Genomic DNA, 18,322 nt, shown 5'->3' with positions numbered 1-18,322 from the left:
CCCCCCGCGGGGCCGGCCGAAGCTTCCGACACCCGGGGCCCGACGGCCCCGGTTTTCATGGACCCCCTGCGCTTTCGACGGAGCCCGCCATGCCCGTGAACCTGACCGCCCCCAACCCCTCGACCCTGCTGCCGGTGCCCGGCATCGAGATCGGCACGGCCATGGCCGGCATCCGCAAGGCGGGCCGCCGCGACCTCAGCGTCTGGCGACTGGCCGAGGGCAGCGCCGTCGCGGGCGTCTTCACGCAGAACCGCTTCTGCGCCGCGCCGGTGCAGGTCTGCCGCGAGCACCTGGCCGCAGGCCACGGCGTGCGCGCCCTGCTGATCAACACCGGCAATGCCAACGCGGGCACCGGCGAGGACGGCCTGATCCGCGCCCGCCAGGGCTGCATCGCGCTGGCCCGCCACCTGGACCTCTCGCCCGAGCAGGTGCTGCCCTTCTCGACCGGCGTGATCATGGAGACCCTGCCGGTCGAGCGCATCGAGGCCGCCCTGCCGGCCGCGCTGGCCGACCTGAAGAGCAACCAGTGGGCCGTGGCCGCCGAGGCCATCATGACCACCGACACCCTGCCCAAGGCCGCCAGCCGGCAGATCGGCATCGGCGGCCAGCTGGTCACGGTGACCGGCATCGCCAAGGGCGCCGGCATGATCCGGCCGAACATGGCGACCATGCTGGGCTACATCGCGACCGACGCGAACCTCGCCCCGCGCCTGATGCAGGAGCTGGTGCGCGAGGCCGCGGACCGCAGCTTCAACCGCATCACCATCGACGGCGACACCTCGACGAACGACAGCTTCCTGCTCATTGCCAGTCGGCAGGCCGCGCACGAGGAGATCGACAGCCTGGACAGCCCGGCCGGCCTGGCGCTTCGCGCCGCCGTGATCGCGGTGGCCGAGCAGCTGGCCCAGGCCATCGTGCGCGACGGCGAAGGGGCGACCAAGTTCATCACCCTGCGCGTGGAAGGCGGCAAGACCAAGGAGGAGTGCCGCCAGGTGGCTTACGCCATCGCGCACTCGCCGCTGGTCAAGACGGCCTTCTTCGCCAGCGACCCCAACCTCGGCCGCATCCTGGCCGCCGTCGGCTACGCCGGCATCGCCGACCTGGACCAGACCCGGATCGAGCTCTGGCTCGACGAGGTGCATGTGGCCACCCGCGGCGGGCGCCACCCCGACTACCAGGAAGCCGACGGCCAGCGGGTGATGAAGCAGGCCGAGATCACCGTCAAGGTCGACCTGGGCCGCGCACCGGCGGGCGAGAACCGCCCGCGCGCCACGGTGTGGACCTGCGATCTCTCGCACGACTACGTCACCATCAACGCCGATTACCGGAGCTGAGCCCGGACACCGGACCGCCCCTGCGGGCGAGCCGGTGCCTGGCGAAGGCCCTTGCGTGTCTTGCACGCAAGGGCAGTCAAAGCCCTCTGGGCGAAGGCCTGGACGCGTCTCGCGCGGCCAGGCCCGTCCAAGCCCATCCCCTGACCCCAGGGTTTCCCCCGGGACTGCGCTAGCATCCCTCCCCCGCGCCTACGCTTCTTCGGGGCGCCGGAGCCCATGAACGCACCGCACCCGCTCCACCGTGTGCAGGCCCAGAGCCGCACCGGGACCACCGAGCCGGCGCTGATCGACGAAGCCCATCCGTCGGTTCGCCTGCGCGAGATCCCCTACAACTACACCTCGCTGTCCGACCGGGAGATCGTCCTGCGCCTGCTCGGCGCAGCCGCCTGGGAGCAGCTGCTGCTGCTGCGCGGCGAGCGCCAGACCGGCCGCTCGGCCCGCATGCTCTACGAGGTGCTGGGCGACATCTGGGTCGTGCAGCGCAACCCCTATCTGCAGGACGATCTGCTCGGCAGCCCGAAGCGGCGCGGCCTGCTGATCGAGGCCCTGCACCACCGCCTGGCCGAGGTGGAGAAGCGCCGCCAGCCGAAGAACCCCGAGCGGGACGCGATGGTCAGCGCGCTGCTGGCGGCAGCCCGCGCGGCGGTGGACCGCTTCGCCACCCATTTCGAGGACAGTGCCGCGCTGCGCCGCCGGGCCTTGCGCGTGCTGGGCCGGCACACGCGGCGCGACAACCTGAAGTTCGACGCCCTCTCGCGCGTGGCCCATGTGACGGACGCGACCGACTGGCGGGTCGAGTACCCCTTCATCGTGCTGACGCCGGACAGCGAGGCCGAGATGGCCGCGCTGGTGGCCGGCTGCATCGAGCTGGGCCTGACCATCGTGCCGCGCGGCGGCGGCACCGGCTACACCGGCGGCGCCGTGCCGCTGAGCTGGAAGAGCGCGGTGATCAACACCGAGAAGCTCGAGGCGATGAGCGAGGTGGAGTGGGTCCGCCTGCCCGGCGTGGACGCCCCGGTGCCGACCGTCGCCACCGAGGCCGGCGTGGTCACCCAGCGGGTGGCCGATGCGGCCGAACGCGCGGGCCATGTCTTCGCGGTCGACCCGACCAGCGCCGAGGCCAGCTGCATCGGCGGCAACATCGCGATGAACGCCGGCGGCAAGAAGGCCGTGCTCTGGGGCACCGCGCTGGACAACCTGGCCAGCTGGAAGATGGTGACGCCCGAGGCGAGCTGGCTGGAGGTGGTCCGCCTGAACCACAACCTGGGCAAGATCCATGACGTGGAGCTGGCGAGCTTCGAGCTGCGCCACCTGGACCGGGACGGCCAGACCGTGCTGCGCACCGAGCGCCTGGACATCCCCGGTCGCGTCTTCCGCAAGGAGGGCCTCGGCAAGGACGTGACCGACAAGTTCCTGGCCGGGCTGCCGGGCATCCAGAAGGAAGGCTGCGACGGCCTGATCACCAGCGCGCGCTGGATCGTGCACCGCCTGCCGGCGCACACCCGCACGGTCTGCCTGGAGTTCTTCGGCAATGCGCGCGATGCCGTGCCGGCCATCGTCGAGATCAAGGACCTGATGGCCACCCTGGCCCAGCCGGCCGGCGGCCAGCCGCCGGTGCTGCTGGCCGGCCTGGAGCACCTGGACGACCGCTACCTGAAGGCGGTGGGCTACACGACCAAGAGCCAACGCGGCGGCGGCAAGCTGCCGAAGATGGTGCTGATCGGCGACCTGGTCGGCGACGAGGAGACCGCCGTGGCCCGCGCCGCCAGCGAGGTGGTGCGCATCGCCAACGCCCGCGGCGGCGAGGGCTTCACCGCCGTCAGCGCCGAGGCCCGCAAGAAGTTCTGGCTGGACCGCAAGCGCACCGCCGCCATCGCGCGTCACACCAATGCCTTCAAGGTGAACGAGGACGTCGTCATCCCGCTGCCGCGGATGGGCGACTACACCAATGGCATCGAGCGCATCAACATCGAGCTGAGCCTGCGCAACAAGCTGGAGCTGGCCGCCCGGCTGGGCGACTTCTTCGCCGCCGGCCAGCTGCCGCTGGGCAAGACCGACGACGCCGCCGAGATCGCCAGTGCCGAGCTGCTGGAAGACCGCGCCGCGCGCGCGCTGGCGCTGATCGCCGGGGTGCAGGCGCAGTGGCAGGCCTGGCTGGACGGCCTGGACCGGCCGGTGGCCGCGCTGCCCGACGCGCTGCGCCTCGACGCGGAAGGCCTGGTCTTCGAACACCTTCAGGACGGCCGCCTGCGGGCCTCGTGGAAGACGCAGCTGCTCGCCCCGCTGCAGCAGCTGTTCGCCGGCGCGGCCTTCGCCCCGGTGATCGCCGCCTGCCGCCAGATCCACCAGGAGGTGCTGCGCGGCCGCGTCTGGGTCGCCCTGCACATGCATGCCGGCGACGGCAATGTGCACACCAACATCCCGGTCAACAGCGACAACTACGCGATGCTGCAGACCGCCCACGAGGCGGTGGCCCGCATCATGGCGCTGGCACGCAGCCTCGGCGGCGTGATCTCGGGCGAGCACGGCATCGGCATCACCAAGCTGGAGTTCCTCAGCGATGAGGAGCTGGCGCCCTTTGCCGACTACAAGCGCCGGGTCGACCCGGAGGGCCGCTTCAACCGCGGCAAGCTGCTGCGCGACGGCGCCCAGCAGGCCCTGCGGGCTGCCGGCCCGGACGGCGTCGCGCCGGCCGAGCTGCATCCGGCCGACCTCAGCCATGCCTACACGCCCAGCTTCGGCCTGATGGGGCATGAGTCGCTGATCCTCCAGCAGAGCGACATCGGCGCGATCTCCGACGCGGTCAAGGACTGCCTGCGCTGCGGCAAGTGCAAGCCGGTCTGCGCCACCCATGTGCCGCGCGCCAACCTGCTCTACAGCCCGCGCAACAAGATCCTGGCGACCTCGCTGCTGGTGGAGGCCTTCCTCTACGAGGAGCAGACGCGCCGCGGGGTGAGCATCCGGCACTGGCAGGAGTTCGAGGACGTGGCCGACCACTGCACGGTCTGCCACAAGTGCGCCAGCCCCTGCCCGGTGAAGATCGACTTCGGCGACGTGTCGATGGCCATGCGCCACCTGCTGCGCAAGATGGGCAAGAAGAGCTTCCGCCCCGGCAATGCGGCGGCAATGTTCTTCCTGAACGCGCGCCATCCGGAGACGATCAAGCTGGCCCGCAGCGCGATGGTGGGCGTGGGCTTCAAGGCCCAGCGCTTCATGCACGATCTGCTCAAGCCGCTGGCCCGGGCCCAGACCGCCGCGCCGCCGGCCACGCTGGGCGCGGCGCCGATCCGCGAGCAGGTCATCCACTTCATCAACAAGAAGATGCCGGGCGGCCTGCCCAAGAAGACGGCCCGGGCGCTGCTGGACGTGGAGGACCGCGACTACGTGCCGATCATCCGCGACCCGCAGCGGACCACGGCCGACAGCGAGGCGGTCTTCTACTTCCCGGGCTGCGGCTCGGAGCGACTGTTCAGCCAGGTCGGCCTGGCCACCCAGGCCATGCTGTGGGAGGCCGGCGTGCAGACGGTGCTGCCGCCGGGCTACCTGTGCTGCGGCTATCCGCAGCGCGGCAGCGGCCAGTTCGACAAGGCCGACAAGATCATCACGGACAACCGGGTGCTCTTCCACCGCGTGGCCAACACGCTGAACTACCTGGACATCAAGACGGTGGTGGTCAGCTGCGGCACCTGCTACGACCAGCTGCAGGGCTACCGCTTCGAGGACATCTTCCCCGGCTGCCGGATCATCGACATCCACGAGTTCCTGCTGGAGAAGGGCATCACCCTGCCCCGGGCCTCCGACGGCGCGAACTACCTGTATCACGACCCCTGCCACAGCCCGATGAAGCTGCAGGCGCCGATGAAGACGGTGCAGGCCCTGCTCGGCCCCGAGGTGCAGGCCAGCGAGCGCTGCTGCGGCGAAAGCGGCACGCTGGGCGTGACGCGGCCCGACATCTCGACGCAGGTGCGCTTCCGCAAGACCGAGGAGCTGCGCAAGTCCGCCGCCGCGCTGCAGGCCAGCGGCAAGCTGGCCGAGGGCGGCACGGTCAAGGTGCTGACGTCCTGCCCGAGCTGCCTGCAGGGTCTGTCGCGCTACGAGGGCGATCTGAAAGGCGGCGGCGAGGGCAAGGTCAACGGCCTGCTGGAAGCCGACTACATCGTCGTCGAAATGGCCCGCCAGATCCTCGGCGAGCAGTGGCTGCCCGAGTACGTGCGCCGCGCCAACGCGGGCGGCATCGAGCGGGTGCTGCTGTGAACCCGGTCGGTGCCACGCCCTGCGAGCTCTGTGCCGGCGACGGCGGCGCGTTGGTGTGGCGCAACGCCGAACTGCGCGTGATCCAGGCCGCGGAACCGGAATTCCCGGCCTTCTACCGCGTGGTCTGGAACGCGCACGTCGCCGAGATGAGCGATCTGGACCCCGGCCAGCAGGCCCGGCTGATGGCGGCCGTGCTGGCGGTCGAGCAGGTGCTGCGCGAGGCGCTGGCCCCGACCAAGATCAACCTGGCCAGCCTCGGCAACATGGTGCCGCACCTGCACTGGCATGTGATCGCCCGCGACCGGGCCGACAGCCGCTGGCCGGCGCCGGTCTGGGCGTCGGCCGAGCGACCGGTCGAACCGGCGCTGGCGGCGGTCTGGGCGGTGCGCCAGCCGGAGCTTGCGCGCAGGATTCGCGAGCGCCTCGACCCTTGAGGCAGCATGACCCCGTGGAGCCGTCATGACGGCTCGCTACACTCGGTCGTTGATGGGGTCGCATCCGGCCCACCCCCCTGCGGCGTTGAGCATTGCGGCTCCGTATCCCACCCGACCATGGCTGGCCTTCAAGACGACACCCCCATTCCGACCGCGCTGACCGTCCACCAGCAGTCCCGCGCGCTTGAAATCGCTTATGCCGACGGCACGGTTTACCGCCTGCCGTTCGAATTCCTGCGCGTGCTTTCTCCGTCGGCCGAAGTCCAGGGTCACGGTCCGGGTCAGGAAACCCTGCAAACCGGCAAGCGCGAGGTCGGCATCGTCGAGATCGAGGCCGTCGGCCATTACGCGATCCAGCCCACTTTTTCCGACGGTCACAGTTCGGGCCTGTACGCCTGGGATTACCTCCACCACCTGGCGCGCAACCAGGACGCACTGTGGCAGGCCCACCTCGACCGCCTGGCCGCCGCCGGCCTGGACCGCGACGCACCGATGAAGGAGGCCGCCAGCGCCTCCGGCGGCAGCTGCGGCAGCGGTGGCTGCAGCCATTGAGTCGCCCGCTTTCGCCATGACAGAACAGACGCACTTCGGCTTCCAGACGGTCGACGCCCGCGAGAAGGCCCGGCGGGTTCGCGGCGTCTTCGATTCGGTCGCGGTCAAGTACGACCTGATGAACGACCTGATGTCGGTCGGCCTGCACCGGGTCTGGAAGGCCTACACCCTGGCGGTCGCCCGGGTCCGCCCTGGCGACAAGGTGCTGGACCTGGCGGGCGGTACCGGCGACTTGGCCGAGGGTTTCGCCCGCCGGGTCGGCCCGGAAGGCACCGTCGTTCACACCGACATCAATGCCGCCATGCTGGGCTGCGGCCGCGACCGCCTGCACGACGCCGGCCTGGTGCTGCCGACCGTCCTGTGCGACGCCGAGCAGCTGCCCTTCCGGGAGGGCAGCTTCGACGTCGTCAGCGTCGCCTTCGGCCTGCGCAACATGACCGACAAGGCCCGGGCGCTGGCCGAGATGCACCGCGTGCTCAAGCCCGGCGGCCGGCTGCTGGTGCTGGAATTTTCGAAGGTCGCCAAGCCGCTGGAGAAACTCTACGACTGGTATTCCTTCAAGGTGCTGCCCCGACTGGGTCAAGTGGTGGCGGGCGATGCCGATAGCTACCGTTACCTCGCCGAATCGATCCGCATGCACCCGGGACAGGCGGAACTCAAGGCGATGATGAAGGTCGCTGGCTTCGGCCACGTGGACGTCCACAACCTGAGCGGCGGGGTGGTGGCGCTGCATGTTGGACTGCGGTGCTGAGCGAAGCCATGCCTGAGCACATTAGCAGTCAGATACCTTTCGCCAGTGCGTTGAGGCTGAAGCCCTCATCCGCTGGAGATGCACGTCGCGGGCCCGCAGCAGGGCGCCGCGAGCAAGCAGTTCGTTGACCCACATACGATCCAGGAACTCCTGCCATGCGCAATCCATCTCGGAACGACACCTCCCGGTATCCGCTATGGCGGCTTTCTCTCAGCTTGGTGGCGACATCAACTCTGCTCGCAGCTTGCGGCGGAGACAACAGCAGTGACAAGCCTGCAACCCAGGTGGCGGCAAAGGTCAACAAAGAAGAACTGTCGGTGCACCAGATCAATTTCTTGCTCGCACGCCAGGGCAACTTGGCCCCCGAGCAGGTCGAGCCAGCAGGCCGGGTGGTGCTCGATAAGCTGATTGACCAAGAGCTGACTGTACAGAAGGCCATCGAACAGAAAATGGACCGTGATCCGCGGGTGGTTCAGGCCTTGGACGCATCACGGCGTGAAATCATCGCCCGGGCTTACGTCGACCGGATCGGCAACTCAGCCAAACCACCCACGGAAGACGAAATCCGGGACTACTACACAAAGAATCCTGCGCTTTTTAGTCAGCGTCGCATTTACCAGCTACAGGAATTTGTGGTCGACGGAACCATTGAAGAAATCAAGGCCTTGCACCCGAAGGTCACGGCCGCAAAAGATGCAGGCCAGCTGGCCGAGATCATGCGAGGAAGCGGCCTGAAATTCGGTGCGAGCCAGGCCGTGCGTGCTGCCGAGCAGATTCCACTGGCGGTGCTGCCGCGGTTCGCGAAGCTACGCGACGGCGAGATCATGGTGAACTTGGCAGGCACCAGGATGCAGGCCATCTACCTTGCCTCCTCCCGAAGTGCGCCAGTCGACGAGACCCAGGCCCGCCCAGCCATTGAACGGTTCTTGCTAACGGAAGCAAAGCGGGAGCTGATCACGAAGGACCTGAAGGCCCTGCGGGAAGCCGCCAAGATTGAGTACCTGGGTAAATTTGCAGACATGAAGAACACCCAGCCTGCGCCTGCGGAGGCGAAAACGGGGCCTGCGCTGGACATGCCGGTGCCGGCATCTGCTGCGATCGCACCGCCCACGCCCGCTGTTGTTCCTCCCCCGCCCCCTCTGACACCGCTGCCGCCCCCGCCGCCTCCGCCGCCAGCTGAGCCCGTAGGAGACGACACCCTGAACCGTGGCCTTCGTGGCCTGAAGTGACCCGCAGATGCTGGAGCTATCGATGAATCGAAAAACGCACTCGACCAGGATCCTTGCAGCTTGCTTTTGGGCTGCCGGCCTTTGCCTAGGCACGCCGATCACCCGAGCTGAGGTGGCTTCAGCAGTCCAAAGCACCGATCGCACCGAGTATGTGATCGGCGCAGGGGATGTCATCAAAGTCTCAGTTTTTCAGAACCCTGACCTGAGCCTTGAGGCACGCATCAATGAGAACGGAACCATTCGGTTTCCACTGATCGGTGTGGTTCGGCTCGGAGGCCTGACGGTCTCAGCGGCCGAGAAAGCTCTTGCGGATGGTCTGCGAACTGGCGATTTCGTAAAGGAGCCGCAGGTCACTGTGCTGCTGACTCAGGTTCGCGCGAACTTGGTATCGGTTCTAGGCCAGGTTGGGAAGCCCGGCCGCTATCCGCTGGAGGTGGGCGGAACCAAGCTGATGGATGTACTAGCGCAGGCCGGCGGAGTGGCTCCGGGGGGCTCTGATATTCTGGTTCTATCAGGTCAGCGAGGGGGCAAGCCCTTTCGCAAGGAGATCGATATGCCAGCCGTGCTGGGGCCCTCTCAGGACAACACGGCGGATGTTGAACTCCAGAACGGGGATGTCATTTTCATTGACCGCGCCCCGCAGATCTATATTTATGGACAGATTCAGCGACCTGGCGTGATCCGATTGGAGCGCAACATGACTCTGATGCAAGCCATGGCCACGGCAGGGGGGCTAACGCCCCGAGGAACGGAGAAGGGACTTCGAGTCAACCGTCGCAAGGCAGATGGCAAGCTTGAAGTGATTGAACCAGGCATGAACGATCTACTCCGACCCGACGATATCGTTTATGTGCGCGAATCGATTTTCTGATCGGAACAGGTCCAATTCATGAACATCCGGCAACTTTTCTACATCCTCAGACTGCGTTGGTGGTTGGTGCTCGGCATCGTCACCATCTCAGTCACTGGAACTTACCTTGTCAGCAAGCAGTTACCCAAGGTCTATATTGCTGAGACCTCGCTACTGCTTGATGTGAAGTCCGACCCACTGCTGTCGACTTTCATGCCAGCAATTGCGGGTTCGGCCTACATCGGTACCCAGATGGAGATCATCCGAAGCGACCGGGTGGCATCGCAAGTGGTGCAGATGTTGGGGGTGGACCGACACGCTGACTCGCTCGACACCTGGCGATCGGAAACCGGAGGCAAGGTTCCCGTGGAGCGCTATTTTGGCGAACTACTCTTACGCAGTCTCGGAGTCCAAGTTGCACGCAACAGCAACGTCATTACGATCAGCTACGCCTCCGCAGACCCCAAGTTTGCTGCGGCAGCTGCGAATGCTTTTGCACAAGCATATCTTTCGACCAACTCAAACCTGCGTGTAGAGCCAGCAAAGCAGTATGCTGGATATTATGAGGGACAGATTAAATCAATCCGAGAGAATCTGGAAAAAGCTCAAGCAAGACTATCTGACTTCCAGAGTAAGCACGGTATCGTTGCATCCCCTGAACGGGTCGATGCCGAGATGGCACGACTTGATGCACTGAACCTGCAATTAGCCTCTGCAATTGCGGAGCAAACCGACACGTCCGCACGACAACAGAATTCGGGGAATGAAACTTCGCCGGACATCCAGAATAGTTCTGCCGTTCAGGGGTTGAAGGCTCAACTCGCTTCGGCTGAGGCCAAACTGGGTGAGATAAGCAGCATCGTCGGCTCCCGCCACCCCCAACGGGTCCAGCTGGAAGCGCAAATCGACACGCTCAAGCAGCAACTCACAGCGGAGATGCGGCGAGTCTCCGGAACAACTGCGACGGTCAACCGGCAGTCAGGCCAGAAGGTGGCCCAGCTCCGTAGCTTGGTCGAACAACAGAAGCGAACTGTGCTGGGCATGCGCACTCAGCTCGACGATCTGAATAATCTGCAACGGGAAGTGGATGCAGCACAGAAGGCATTCGTAGCAGTGTCGGACCGACGCACACAATTGACATTGGAAAGTCAGTCAGAACAGGCAGGGGGTCGTGTACTCAGCGCCGCCATCGAGCCTCTGGTGCACAGCCGCCCCAATATTCCAGGAAACGTGCTGATCGCCCTAGCGCTGGGCACAGGCCTTGCTGTGGCTGTGGCATTGGGATTGGAGCTGTTCGACAGGCGACTGCGAGCTGCAACGGATCTGGCCGATATCGAAGGCGTGCCACTGCTTGGCGTTATCTCACCCATGGCCAAGCCCGGCAAACAACACCTTACGTCTATCGCATTGATGCGGCCCCGCGTCCAGATGCCGCCCCGACTAACAGTCAACGGAGAATCATCTTGAGCGCCGCGACCATGAATTACTCGAAAGCCAGAACGGCGGAGCGCTCCATCGGAGCGATTTTGGTAGATGCAGGCATCCTAAGTCCTCAGGACGCAGAACGCGTTTTACAAGTCCAAAAGAGTGAAGGTTTGCGATTCGGTGAAGCGGGCGTTCGCATTGGTGTACTGACAGAGGCTGACATTGTTTACGCACTGTCGCTGCAGTTCAATTACCCCTTTCTGCCTACCGGACCTAATAAGCCGGTGAGCGAGGAGGTGGTGGCGGCCTACAAGCCGTTCGGAGTTGAGGGAGACCAGATCCGCGCGTTACGCAGCCAATTGCAGTTGAGGTGGTTCAATGCCCCTGGCAAGCGTACTGCCCTGAGCATCGTCAGCACCTCGCGGGGTGACGGACGCAGTCACTTGGCCGCAAACCTTGCTGTTTCTTTTGCTCAAGTTGGAGAGCGCACGCTACTGATCGACGCGGACCTCAGAAACCCACGCCAACACCAACTGTTTCAGCTTGAGTCGGGCGCAGGCCTTTCAAGTCTGCTTGCTGGGAGGGTTCATGACCGCGCAATTAGTTTCATTCCTGGGATACCGGGTTTAGCAGTGTTGCCCGCGGGACCGACGCCCCCCAATCCGGCCGAGTTGTTAGGCACGACCTCGCTCGATCGTATCCTTGAGCAAAGCATGGCGACCTTCGATGCCGTCATCATCGACACGCCTGCTTTTGAACTTGGAGATGACTCGCTGCTGATGACACGTTTCGCGGGGGCTGCCCTAGCCGTCGCTCGCAGCCATCGGACGCGAGCAAAGCTATTCAGCAACATGATCGGCGCATTGTCGGATGTCGGGGCTCCAACTATCGGCACCGTATTGGTTGATGTACCAACGACCAAAGCCAAGTCGCGCCTTCGTCATTCAGCATGAGCAGGGCGAATCTCGCTTCGTGGACACGGCGCCTCAAGCCCGCGCAGTATGCTGTTGGAAGTGCACTGCTAGGTTTTTTGGCGCTATATCTGCCAATCTACTGGTGGGCCCTGAACACGATCTGGCAAAGTGAGGAACAAGGACACGGCACCATCGTCCTGGCGGTGGTCGCGTGGCTTTTCTATCGACAACGCGATAGTGTCATTGGATCCGTTGGTGCAGGTTGCCGCGCAGGCTGGCCATTGCTGATTGCTGGACTTCTGCTCTACGTATCTGGCAGAGCGCTGGATCTTTCGATTTTCGTATTTACCGCGCAGTTACCCATACTAGCTGGGGTGCTTCTGCTGCTGGGCGGACGCCCCCTTTTGCGGCTGGCATGGTTCCCTTTACTTTATACCATTTTCATGATACCCCTACCGGGCTTCATGATCGACGCTGCGACAGCCAATCTAAACAATACGTTTCAATCATTGCAGAAGAGGTCCTTTACGCGACAGGCTACCCTATTGCGCGGAACGGCGTAATGCTGACGGTCGGCCAATATCAGCTGCTGGTGGCAGACGCATGCTCCGGATTGAACTCTATGTTCAGCCTGTCCGCACTGGGCGTGCTGTACATGTACATCGCGCAACGCAAAAGCGTCATACACAATATGCTTATGCTGGTACTGATCCCGCCCATCGCTTTCACGGCGAACATTATTCGCGTCATGATTCTTGTGCTAATCACCTACCATCTAGGCGATGAAGCAGGGCAGGGGTTTCTTCATGGCCTTGCTGGCATGGTGCTGATGCTTGTTGCACTCGCAATTTTCATCGCAATGGACGGCGTATTGGTACTTGCCGCACGGCAGCTCAATCGACAGCACTCAATCAAGAGCCAAATCTGAACTTGTTTGCAAACCGTCCATTATGAGCGCCCATCTCAAAGCCCTGATCATCATTCTAGTGCTCAGCGCTTGTACGCTCCATTTTTGCCGCGATTTCTTCATCAGTCGAACCATGACTGCCGAAGATTATTGGCGGCGGAGCGGTGCATGGTTCGCGCTCACGCTTGCCGCCTTCCTAAGTTTCAATTTTTGGGTATATTGCGCACTTGCCTTTTTAATCGCAATATTCTTGCACAAAAGGGACAAAAACCCTCTCGCAGCTTATGCACTGCTGCTGTTGTGCAGCCCGGCCAACAACAGTATGCTGCCCGGCTTCGCGGGAATCAATAACCTGCTGAACGTCAACATCATCACAGTGCTGAACTTGGGGCTGCTGTTGCCCTTGGTATTGTCAGGTCAGCGCCTACGTGGTCAAACGCCGCGAAATATTTGGCTGAAGATAGCTGACCTCTGTTTTTTTTCGTATGCAACACTTCGCATTGCCCTTATTCAGGACGCCGCATCGACGACCGGCATTGCACGAGAAATCACTCAGATGGCCATTGAGGTGTGGTTACCATATTACGCTTTCAGCCGTTTTGCACCCAACCGGAAAAGCCTAATTGAAGTGCTCGCTGCATTTGCACTGGGATGCCTGCTGATCGCTCCGGTAGCCGTATTCGAGTATGCGAAGGGCTGGTTACTTTACGCATCCACCGGCATATATTTAGGTGCTGACCAGAGCTTCGGCACTTACCTTCTCCGCGGTGGATCGACCTTGCGTGCGATGGGGCCTGCCATTCATGCGCTGATCCTTGGCCTAGCCATGATGATTGCGCTATCTTTCGCATTATTCCTTCCCAGCACCAACCGCCTACAACGCAGTGTGGTGATCACTCTCTTAACCCTGGGGTTGATCGCACCTGTTTCGCGTGGCCCTTGGGTGGCAGCAGTGACAGCACTCGTGCTCTCGATAAGCACAGGTCAGGGCGGCGTGCGACGCATCGGCGCTTTTGCGGGCTGGGGCTTCGTGATGTTGCCCTTTCTTATCATCACCCCACTCGGCGCGACACTGGTCGACTATCTACCCTTTGTCGGCAGCGTCGACTCGAGCAATGTCGAGTATCGACAGGACCTCTTCGAGGCCTCGCTAGTAGTAATAGCCCAGAATCCCTTCTTCGGAAACCTTAATTACTATTATCATGACGCCTTTAGTCACTTGGTGATCTATGGCGACTTCATCGACTTTGTCAACACTTACATACTTATTGCACTCTCCAGCGGGTTGATTGGTCTCGCCTTTTATACCGGACCTTTCTTGGCGGCGCTGATTGGCGCAGCCGCAACTTGGCAGCTGAACCGAGCACGTGATCCCGAGTTGGACTGGCTCGGCAGAACTCTTTTTGCGACGCTTGCGGGTGTAATGGTTGCGATCGCCACGTTGAGCCCGATTGGCACGGTCCCGGTTCTGTGTCAAATGGTGGTCGGTCTGTGTTTGAGTTATACACAGCTCGCCAATCAGCGCTCCGCGGCCCAACCCGGATGGTCGGCAACCGGGTGGCGGACTGTCTGAGCAGAGGTTCGTTAATATGGTGGCACTGCCTCAGAGGCTGAATTCTAGCGATGTACGGGTTGCGTACCTGGTTAACCAGTACCCCAAGGTCAGTCACACTTTCATCCGCCGAGAGATTCTTGCTCTAGAACGCCAAGGCGTGCCCGTGGCTCGGTTTGCAGTAAGAGGTTGGGATGACAAGTTGAGTGACCCCATTGACGACGCTGAGCGGCAGCAGACTCGCTATCTGCTGCGCGGGGGAATCCTCGGCTTGCTTGTCGCCATGCTCCGCTTTGCTGCGAGTCATCCGTGGCGTTTCATGCAGGCTGTGCGATTGGCATGGCGTTTAGGCCAAGGATCCGTTCGATCCACTGGTTTGCATATTGTCTACTTGGCCGAAGCGTGCTTACTTGTGACATGGCTGCGCGACTCGAACATCAATCACCTGCATGCCCATTTCGGGACCAACCCTGCAACAGTTGCTTGCTTGGCAAAGGCGCTGGGTGGCCCAGGGTTTAGCTTCACAGTACATGGCCCGGAGGAGTTTGACAAACCGTTGTTCCTGCATCTTCCGCTCAAGATCCGAGCAGCACATCGGGTTGTCGCCATCAGTAGTTACGGTCGCAGCCAACTGATGCGATGGGTGCCTCAGGAACTATGGTCGCGGTTTGCGGTGGTGCACTGTGGGCTGGAACCGACCTTTCATGCGGTGGCGGATCGAACGCCGGAGGTTGGCCGATTGGTCTGCGTCGGCAGGCTATGCGAGCAGAAGGGCCAACTGCTTCTGATTGAAGCGCTTGCCCGTATTGCAGCACGAGGTCGTACATTCCATTTGGTCTTGGCCGGGGATGGCGAGCTCCGTGAGGCGGTTGAATCCTTGATTCGTCAACATCGCCTGGAGAACCGGATTGAGATCACGGGCTGGATCGGTAGCGATCGCGTTCGAGAGGAGATTCAATCGGCTCAGGCCCTGGTACTGCCGAGCTTTGCAGAAGGCCTGCCCGTGGTGCTGATGGAAGCAATGGCGCTGCGCCGTCCAGTACTTTCGACGTATGTGGCCGGCATTCCTGAGCTTGTCCGTCCAGGAAAAGATGGGTGGCTGGTCCCTGCCGGAGACGTTGATGCCCTCAGCTTGGCCCTGGAGGAACTCCTTGACGCACCACATGCCGTTTTGAATCGTATGGGCTCCTCGGCACGCGAGCGGGTTCTCGCCCGACACGACATCGATACCGAAGCTCGCAAACTGCACACCTTGTTTCGCCAAGCGGTCGATGCGGCCGTGCCTGCAGCATGAGCGACGCAAGTCAAACAGCAGGGCTTATCTCTGTGCTTGTCGGGTTGATGCTGCTCATCCTTGCAGTTCCAGTTGCAACCCTGCTGGTCCAAGTACTTGCAGCGTGCTTGCCGAGTGCTGGGCAACCGCTCCCCCGAGCGACACATCGACCCCGGTTGGCGCTGTTGATCCCGGCACATAACGAAGCAGTGGGCCTTGCAGCCACGCTGCAGACGGCTCTCGCACAGTTGGAAGCGGGCGATCGTTTGCTTGTCGTGGCTGACAACTGCACCGATCGAACCGCAGAGGTTGCCCGCTCTGCCGGCGTTGAAGTCAGCGAACGCCATCACGCAACGGAGCGAGGGAAGGGCTACGCACTAGACCACGGGTTGAACGCATTACTTGCATCCGGGCAGCCACCAGAGGTATTGATCATGATCGACGCCGACTGCCAGTTGGCCCCCGATGCAATAGATCTTTTAGCGAGAACCTGTATGGCTCTGAAGCTGCCCGTACAGGCGGATTACGCAATGCAGCTCCCAGTCGATTTTGAGCAATCCGGTCTACGCCAACGTATCGCCGGGTTCGCCTGGGCAGTTAAGAACTCTTTACGACCACGCGGCTCAGCGCGCTTAGGCGCACCCTGCCTGTTGACTGGCACTGGCATGGCCTTTCCCTGGGAAAGTCTAGCAGGGGTATCGCTAGCAAGCGGCCACATCGTCGAGGACATGAAACTTGGCTTGGACCTCGCCGCAATCGGTCGAGCACCTCGATATTTAGCCCAAGCTCGGGTGTGGAGCTATTTTGCGCCTGAGGATGCGAGCCGAGGCAATCAGCGGACCCGTTGGGAGCACGGTCACCTCAGCACGCTGATTCACGAGCTGCCCACATTACTCCGAGCAGCTTGGCAACGGCGAGACGTCGGCCTGATCTACTTGGCTGCGGACTTGGCCGTCCCCCCCCTAGCCCTGCTGGTTATGGCGCTGTCAAGCGTCACAGCAGCAGCCGGCGTGCTTGCGTGGGTCGCGCCGAGTGTATCTCTGACCGGTACGGTAGCTTTTCTTGGGATGATCGAACTGACCCTACTTGGGCTCGGTGTCCTCATTGCCTGGCACAAAGTCGGACGCAGCTGGCTGGCGGGGCATGAGTTGCTCGCTGCGCCTCTCTACGCCCTGCGTAAAATACCGATTTACCTGCAATTCGTAATCAAGCGGCAATCGAACTGGGTAAGGGCCCGACGTGACGGTGAATGATTCTTGTGTATCGAGCTCCGCCTATGCGTTGCTAGGCCTACCCTTTGATGCCATTACCCGACACGAAGCTGCGGAGCTTCTGCGAAGAAAGGCCCGCGCGGGGGAACGCTGCATGCTCTCGACGGTCAACGTCAATTTCCTGATCGCAGCACAGTCCGCACCCGAGTTCAGACGCTCAGTATTGGAGAGTGATCTGGTGCTTGTTGATGGTCAGCCTCTGATCTGGCTAGCACGCCTGCTCGGCTTGCCGCTGCCGGAGCGGGTGGCAGGCTCGGATCTGTTTGAGGACCTGCAGCGCTTGCCCGGACCTCCACTCAAGGTTGCCTTTTTCGGCGGGCCACCCGGTGCGGCGGAGGAGGCATCGGCGCAGCTGACAGAACAGCATGCCAAGGGCCTGTCTCCAGGATTGACCGGCGCAGGAGGCTTCGCTGCAGGCTTCGGTGATGTCGACAGCCTCAGTGACGAAGCCACGCTGGCCGCCCTGAATGCGAGCGGCGCGGACTTTCTCGTCGTTGCGCTTGGTGCCGTCAAGGGTCAGGCTTGGGCGCTGCGTAACCGAGCCCGGTTGCGGGCACCGCTGATCAGCCATCTTGGTGCCGTCGTGAACTTCACCGCTGGTCGGCTGAGTCGAGCCCCCGTGTGGGCTCGCAGGGTCGGCATTGAATGGCTTTGGCGCATCGCAACGGAGCCGGGAATCTGGCGCCGATACATGAACGATGGCCGCCAACTGGTCGGCCTGCTGATCGCTCAGGTCATACCCCTCTGGCTCTTCGGTAGTCGTCCTGCGGGTGGCTCACCGCACGCCCGAGGTGCTCTGGGCATCCGAGACGGCAGCTACAAGCTGCAGGGAGACGGTGGGCCTGCAATGCGCCAAGCCCTGCGTGGCCTCGACAAGGTCGCGGGCCCTTGTCACTGGGATTTGTCTGCCTTACGGTCCCTGGATGCGGCGACCGCAGCGGTACTGCTTCGACGGCCAGACCGCCCGCGCAAGTGGTCCGAGCTGACCCCTCCAACGCATTGGCGTGCTCGTCTTCAGCTGCGCCTGAACCACTTGCTAGACTGAGGTGGCGGTTTCAATTCTGAAGTGCAGCACCCGGCGGGTATTGCTTGACTCTTGCAGAGCAGAGTCAAAGTTGATGTCCAACACGTCCAGCAACTTCAACGACTTGCACACGTGGCCACTGGATAGACGAGCCTGAGCCTGGAGGAGCGCACCCAGCTTGGCCTTCTTGCCGAGCAGGGGTTGAGCCGCCGTGCCATAGCGGCTCAGATGGGGCGCAGCACCAGCACGATCTGCCGCCGGTTCGCCCGCAACGCGACGCTGGGTGGCCCGTATCGCGCTGCGCGCGCCCAGGCGATGGCCACGCAGCGCTGAGCGACGTCCAGGGCCAAGTCGCGCAAGCTCGGCACGGCGTTCGACTCGCCCCTGGGCCGCTGGGTACGAGGCGAGCTGCTGCGTGCCGTGTCGCCCCGTAAGCTCCCCCGCTGAGTAGACAACCTGAAAGTGGAGACTTCCGCATCTTCGAGGAAGAGCGATGAGGAAGTCGAGAATCACAGAGAGCCAGATCCTGGCGATCCTGAGCGAGGGCGAGAC

Annotated in this window: 14 protein-coding genes and 1 pseudogene; 14 read left to right on the top strand and 1 reads right to left on the bottom strand. The window is 63.0% G+C overall.

Features of this window, described 5'->3' with window-relative positions:
* Nucleotides 1–89: 89 nt before the first annotated feature.
* The 14 genes and pseudogenes from argJ (at nucleotide 90) to H4F90_RS11080 (ending at nucleotide 17,791) form a co-directional block, all read left to right on the top strand.
* Entirely contained in the window at nucleotides 90–1,334 is a 1,245-nt protein-coding gene (argJ, locus tag H4F90_RS11145; protein ID WP_182664576.1) for a bifunctional glutamate N-acetyltransferase/amino-acid acetyltransferase ArgJ, read from the top strand.
* Nucleotides 1,335–1,550: 216 nt separating this feature from the next.
* Nucleotides 1,551–5,588, top strand: a complete 4,038-nt coding sequence (locus H4F90_RS11140) for a DUF3683 domain-containing protein (protein ID WP_182664574.1) — start codon at nucleotides 1,551–1,553, stop codon at nucleotides 5,586–5,588.
* Entirely contained in the window at nucleotides 5,585–6,022 is a 438-nt protein-coding gene (locus H4F90_RS11135) for an HIT family protein (RefSeq protein WP_182664571.1), read from the top strand. Before H4F90_RS11140 ends, H4F90_RS11135 begins: the two co-directional genes overlap by 4 nt.
* A 117-nt stretch (nucleotides 6,023–6,139) precedes the next feature.
* Nucleotides 6,140–6,574 carry a gamma-butyrobetaine hydroxylase-like domain-containing protein gene (locus H4F90_RS11130; RefSeq protein ID WP_182664569.1) on the top strand — a complete coding sequence of 145 codons (435 nt, stop codon included), beginning with the start codon at nucleotides 6,140–6,142 and terminating at the stop codon, nucleotides 6,572–6,574.
* 16 nt (nucleotides 6,575–6,590) lie between these two features.
* Nucleotides 6,591–7,325 (top strand): bifunctional demethylmenaquinone methyltransferase/2-methoxy-6-polyprenyl-1,4-benzoquinol methylase UbiE, encoded by a 735-nt coding sequence (gene ubiE, locus H4F90_RS11125; protein WP_182664567.1) that lies wholly within the window; start codon nucleotides 6,591–6,593, stop codon nucleotides 7,323–7,325.
* A 155-nt stretch (nucleotides 7,326–7,480) separates the two neighbouring features.
* Complete coding sequence (locus H4F90_RS11120; protein ID WP_182664565.1) at nucleotides 7,481–8,554, top strand: EpsD family peptidyl-prolyl cis-trans isomerase; 1,074 nt, start codon at nucleotides 7,481–7,483, stop codon at nucleotides 8,552–8,554.
* Between the two features lie 7 nt (nucleotides 8,555–8,561).
* Nucleotides 8,562–9,425 carry a polysaccharide export protein EpsE gene (gene epsE, locus H4F90_RS11115; RefSeq protein WP_235972170.1) on the top strand — a complete coding sequence of 288 codons (864 nt, stop codon included), beginning with the start codon at nucleotides 8,562–8,564 and terminating at the stop codon, nucleotides 9,423–9,425.
* An 18-nt stretch (nucleotides 9,426–9,443) separates the two neighbouring features.
* Nucleotides 9,444–10,871, top strand: a complete 1,428-nt coding sequence (gene epsF, locus H4F90_RS11110) for a chain length determinant protein EpsF (RefSeq protein WP_182664563.1) — start codon at nucleotides 9,444–9,446, stop codon at nucleotides 10,869–10,871.
* Nucleotides 10,868–11,782 carry a polysaccharide biosynthesis tyrosine autokinase gene (locus tag H4F90_RS11105; RefSeq protein WP_182664560.1) on the top strand — a complete coding sequence of 305 codons (915 nt, stop codon included), beginning with the start codon at nucleotides 10,868–10,870 and terminating at the stop codon, nucleotides 11,780–11,782. Before epsF ends, H4F90_RS11105 begins: the two co-directional genes overlap by 4 nt.
* A pseudogene (gene xrtB / locus H4F90_RS15875) lies at nucleotides 11,779–12,671 on the top strand (exosortase B). Before H4F90_RS11105 ends, xrtB begins: the two are co-directional and overlap by 4 nt.
* Nucleotides 12,672–12,693: 22 nt before the next feature.
* Entirely contained in the window at nucleotides 12,694–14,223 is a 1,530-nt protein-coding gene (locus H4F90_RS11095) for an O-antigen ligase family protein (protein WP_182664558.1), read from the top strand.
* 16 nt (nucleotides 14,224–14,239) lie between these two features.
* The gene (locus H4F90_RS11090; protein WP_182664556.1) at nucleotides 14,240–15,496 is read left to right on the top strand and encodes a glycosyltransferase; all 1,257 of its coding nucleotides are present in this window, start codon (nucleotides 14,240–14,242) and stop codon (nucleotides 15,494–15,496) included.
* Nucleotides 15,497–15,651: 155 nt separating this feature from the next.
* Nucleotides 15,652–16,728: a glycosyltransferase family 2 protein gene (locus H4F90_RS11085; protein WP_235972168.1), complete on the top strand. Its 1,077-nt coding sequence runs from the start codon at nucleotides 15,652–15,654 to the stop codon at nucleotides 16,726–16,728.
* A gap of 112 nt (nucleotides 16,729–16,840) precedes the next feature.
* A complete protein-coding gene (locus H4F90_RS11080; protein ID WP_182664551.1) occupies nucleotides 16,841–17,791 on the top strand; it encodes a WecB/TagA/CpsF family glycosyltransferase in 951 nt (316 codons plus the stop codon).
* On the opposite strand, the gene H4F90_RS15895 is transcribed toward H4F90_RS11080, so the two are convergent.
* The coding region (locus H4F90_RS15895; RefSeq protein WP_235972167.1) for a hypothetical protein at nucleotides 17,783–18,322 on the bottom strand (540 nt) is incomplete at its 5' end. The two genes, H4F90_RS11080 and H4F90_RS15895, sit on opposite strands and share 9 nt — an antisense overlap.

The sequence above is a fragment of the Aquariibacter albus genome (assembly GCF_014145335.1).
In the GTDB taxonomy this organism is placed as follows: Bacteria; Pseudomonadota; Gammaproteobacteria; order Burkholderiales; family Burkholderiaceae_C; genus Aquariibacter; species Aquariibacter albus.
Note: the sequence above shows the minus strand (reverse complement) of the source record. Positions and strands in the feature narration are given on the sequence as shown.

Coding starts and splice junctions, on each gene's coding strand:
- argJ (WP_182664576.1), top strand. CDS start 90: ATGCCCGTGAACCTGACCGCCCCCAACCCCTCGACCCTGCTGCCGGTG.
- H4F90_RS11140 (WP_182664574.1), top strand. CDS start 1,551: ATGAACGCACCGCACCCGCTCCACCGTGTGCAGGCCCAGAGCCGCACC.
- H4F90_RS11130 (WP_182664569.1), top strand. CDS start 6,140: ATGGCTGGCCTTCAAGACGACACCCCCATTCCGACCGCGCTGACCGTC.
- ubiE (WP_182664567.1), top strand. CDS start 6,591: ATGACAGAACAGACGCACTTCGGCTTCCAGACGGTCGACGCCCGCGAG.
- H4F90_RS11120 (WP_182664565.1), top strand. CDS start 7,481: ATGCGCAATCCATCTCGGAACGACACCTCCCGGTATCCGCTATGGCGG.
- epsE (WP_235972170.1), top strand. CDS start 8,562: ATGCTGGAGCTATCGATGAATCGAAAAACGCACTCGACCAGGATCCTT.
- epsF (WP_182664563.1), top strand. CDS start 9,444: ATGAACATCCGGCAACTTTTCTACATCCTCAGACTGCGTTGGTGGTTG.
- H4F90_RS11095 (WP_182664558.1), top strand. CDS start 12,694: ATGAGCGCCCATCTCAAAGCCCTGATCATCATTCTAGTGCTCAGCGCT.
- H4F90_RS11090 (WP_182664556.1), top strand. CDS start 14,240: ATGGTGGCACTGCCTCAGAGGCTGAATTCTAGCGATGTACGGGTTGCG.
- H4F90_RS11080 (WP_182664551.1), top strand. CDS start 16,841: ATGCTCTCGACGGTCAACGTCAATTTCCTGATCGCAGCACAGTCCGCA.